The 2,556-nt window shown below is 66.2% G+C and carries 1 protein-coding gene and 1 pseudogene; both read right to left on the bottom strand.

Annotated elements, in window-relative coordinates:
* Positions 1–211 precede the first annotated feature (211 nt).
* Positions 212–940 carry an IS21-like element helper ATPase IstB gene (gene istB, locus IEY58_RS34085; protein ID WP_189052650.1) on the bottom strand — a complete coding sequence of 243 codons (729 nt, stop codon included), beginning with the start codon at positions 938–940 and terminating at the stop codon, positions 212–214.
* 8 nt (positions 941–948) lie between these two features.
* A pseudogene (gene istA / locus IEY58_RS34080) lies at positions 949–2,439 on the bottom strand (IS21 family transposase); the annotation flags it as partial.
* Positions 2,440–2,556: the final 117 nt, after the last annotated feature.

The raw sequence follows: 2,556 nt of genomic DNA, 5'->3' as shown, positions 1-2,556 counted from the left end.
GTGTCAACCGGCGCGCAATCTTGACCCCCGATCGGCGTCCAATGTTGACCCCCTGATGGCGGGTTGTCCCGGTAGTCCATAGGAGGGGCCCGAGCGCGACGCGCAGTGCCTCCACGCGCGACGGAGCGGCGCGCTCGGGAGGTACCTGTGGGCCCACCGGGTCAAGCCGCCCGGGGGTGGGGTCTGGGGCGGGGGGATTTCCGTCTTGGTATCAGGCGCGGTTCTTGAAGCGCCAGCTCTCGTTGCCGGTCTCGATGATCTCGCAGTGGTGGGTCAGCCGGTCGAGCAGCGCCGTGGTCATCTTGGCGTCGCCGAAGACCTGGGGCCATTCGCCGAACGCGAGGTTGGTGGTGACGATGACCGAGGATTGCTCGTAGAGGCGGCTCACCAGGTGGAACAGGAGCTGGCCGCCGGACTGAGCGAATGGCAGATAGCCCAGTTCGTCGAGCACGATGAAGTCCATGCGCGACAGGTAATCGGCCATGCGGCCCTGACGACCGGCCCGCGCCTCGGCTTCGAGCTTGTTGACCAGATCGACGACGTTGAAGAAGCGGCCGCGCGCACCGCCCCGGATGCAGGCCCGGGCGATCGCGATGGCGAGGTGCGTCTTGCCGGTCCCCGTGCCGCCGACGAGCACGACGTTACGCTGATGAGCCAGGAAGTCGCCGCATGCCAAGTCGCGGACCAGGTCTTCATTCACCGGCGCGTCGTCGAACGCGAAGTCGTCGATGTCCTTGGCCAAGGGCAGCTTGGCGATGGTGATCTGGTACTTGATCGAGCGCGCCTGCTTCTCGCTGATCTCGGCGCTGAGCAGGTCGCCGACGATGCGCTGCGGCTCGTGCTGGCGCTTGATCGCCGTGGCGATGATCTCGTCGAAGGCGGCCTTCATGCCATAGAGCTTCAACTCGCCCATGGTGCTGAGAATCTCGGTACGCTCCATCACACGACCCTCCTCAGACTGTCATAGCGGGCGCAATCGGCGACCGGTGCGTGGCGCAGCCGCAACGCGTCCGGCGTCATGATCGTGATCGGTGCGGCAGCCTCGCGGCGCCGGGCCAGGATGTTGAGGATCACGGCGGCGGAATGGACGCCTTCCCTGAGCGCCTCGGCGCAGGCCGCCTCGACGGCGGGCAAGCCGTCGCTCAGCACGGCCGTCAGGATCTCGACCATCTGGCGATCGCCGTCATCGACGGCGGCGAGCTTGCGCCGGACCCGGGCCAAACTGGCAGGCAGCACCCAGTCCTTGAACGGCGCGCCGTTGCGCAAGGCGCCGGGCTTGCGCGCCAGCACCGGCACGTAATGCCAGGGATCGTAGATCGTCTGGTCGCGGCCGAAGCACCGGGAGTGCTCGCCGACGATCCGACCGTCCTGGCGCAGCTCGATCCGATCGGCGTAGGCACGGATCTCGACCGGACGACCGACCGCGCTGGCGACGACCGAGTATTTGTTGGTGTCGAAGCGCACGAGGCAGGTCTTGGAGATCGACGCCGGAACGGCATGGAAGCCATCGAACCGGCCCGCATAGGGCACCAGGCTCGGCCGCTCGGCCTCGAACCTCTGCCAGATCGTCTGCTCGCGATCCTCAGGATGCCGATGGGCCTTCGCGTAGGTGATGCACTGGTCGAGCAGCCAGGCGTTCAGTTCCTCATAAGCCTTGAACCGCAAGCGCGGCGTGAAGAAGCGCTCGCGCACCAGGCCGACCTGGTTCTCGACCTGGCCCTTCTCCCAGCCCGACGCTGGCGTGCAGGCGACCGGCTCGACCAGGTAATGCCCGCACATCTGCAGGAAGCGCCGATTGTACAGGCGGTCCTTGCCGACGAAGATCGTCTCGACCGCCGTCTTCATGTTGTCGTAGATGCCGCGCGTGCAGGCGCCCTTGAAGAAGGCGAACGCCCGGTCGTGCGCGTCGAACACCATCTCCTGGCTCTCGCGCGGATAGGCGCGCACGAACAGCATCCGGCTATGGCAGAGCCGGACGTGCGCCACCTTCACCGTCACGGTCATGCCGTTCAGCAGCACGACCTCGTGGCTCCAGTCGAACTGGTAGGCCTCGCCCGGCGCGAAGCTCAGCGGCACATAGGCCTGGGCCGTCGCGGTGCCGCGCCCTTGGCGCCAGGTCTTGGCGTAGCGCCGGACCGCGTCATAGCTGCCGTCGTAGCCGAGGCCGCACAGCGTCTCGAAGACCCGGATCAGCGTCAACCGCTCGCGGGATGCCTTGCCCTCATTCGCAAGCAGCAGATCATCGAGTTGGCCACGCCACGGCCCGATCTTCGGTTGCGGCTGGGTTCCACGCTCATATTCGAAGCTCGTGGCGTTCGAGCGCAGCACCTTGCGCACCGTGTTCCGCGAGATCTTCAGATCCCGGGCGATCTCCTTGATCGACTTCCCTTTGACGTAGCGCTCGCGCCGGATCCGGCTGATCGTCTCCACAACCAACATCCCCCGACCACCCGCTCGCATCCAGGAGCGGGCAGCTTGCCAACAGCAGCCTCAAGGGGGTCAATTTTGGACACCGATCACCCCTCAGCAGGGGTCAATTTTCCACGCCGAATAACA

Source organism: Aliidongia dinghuensis (assembly GCF_014643535.1).
Taxonomy (GTDB): Bacteria; Pseudomonadota; Alphaproteobacteria; order ATCC43930; family CGMCC-115725; genus Aliidongia; species Aliidongia dinghuensis.
Note: the sequence above shows the minus strand (reverse complement) of the source record. Positions and strands in the feature narration are given on the sequence as shown.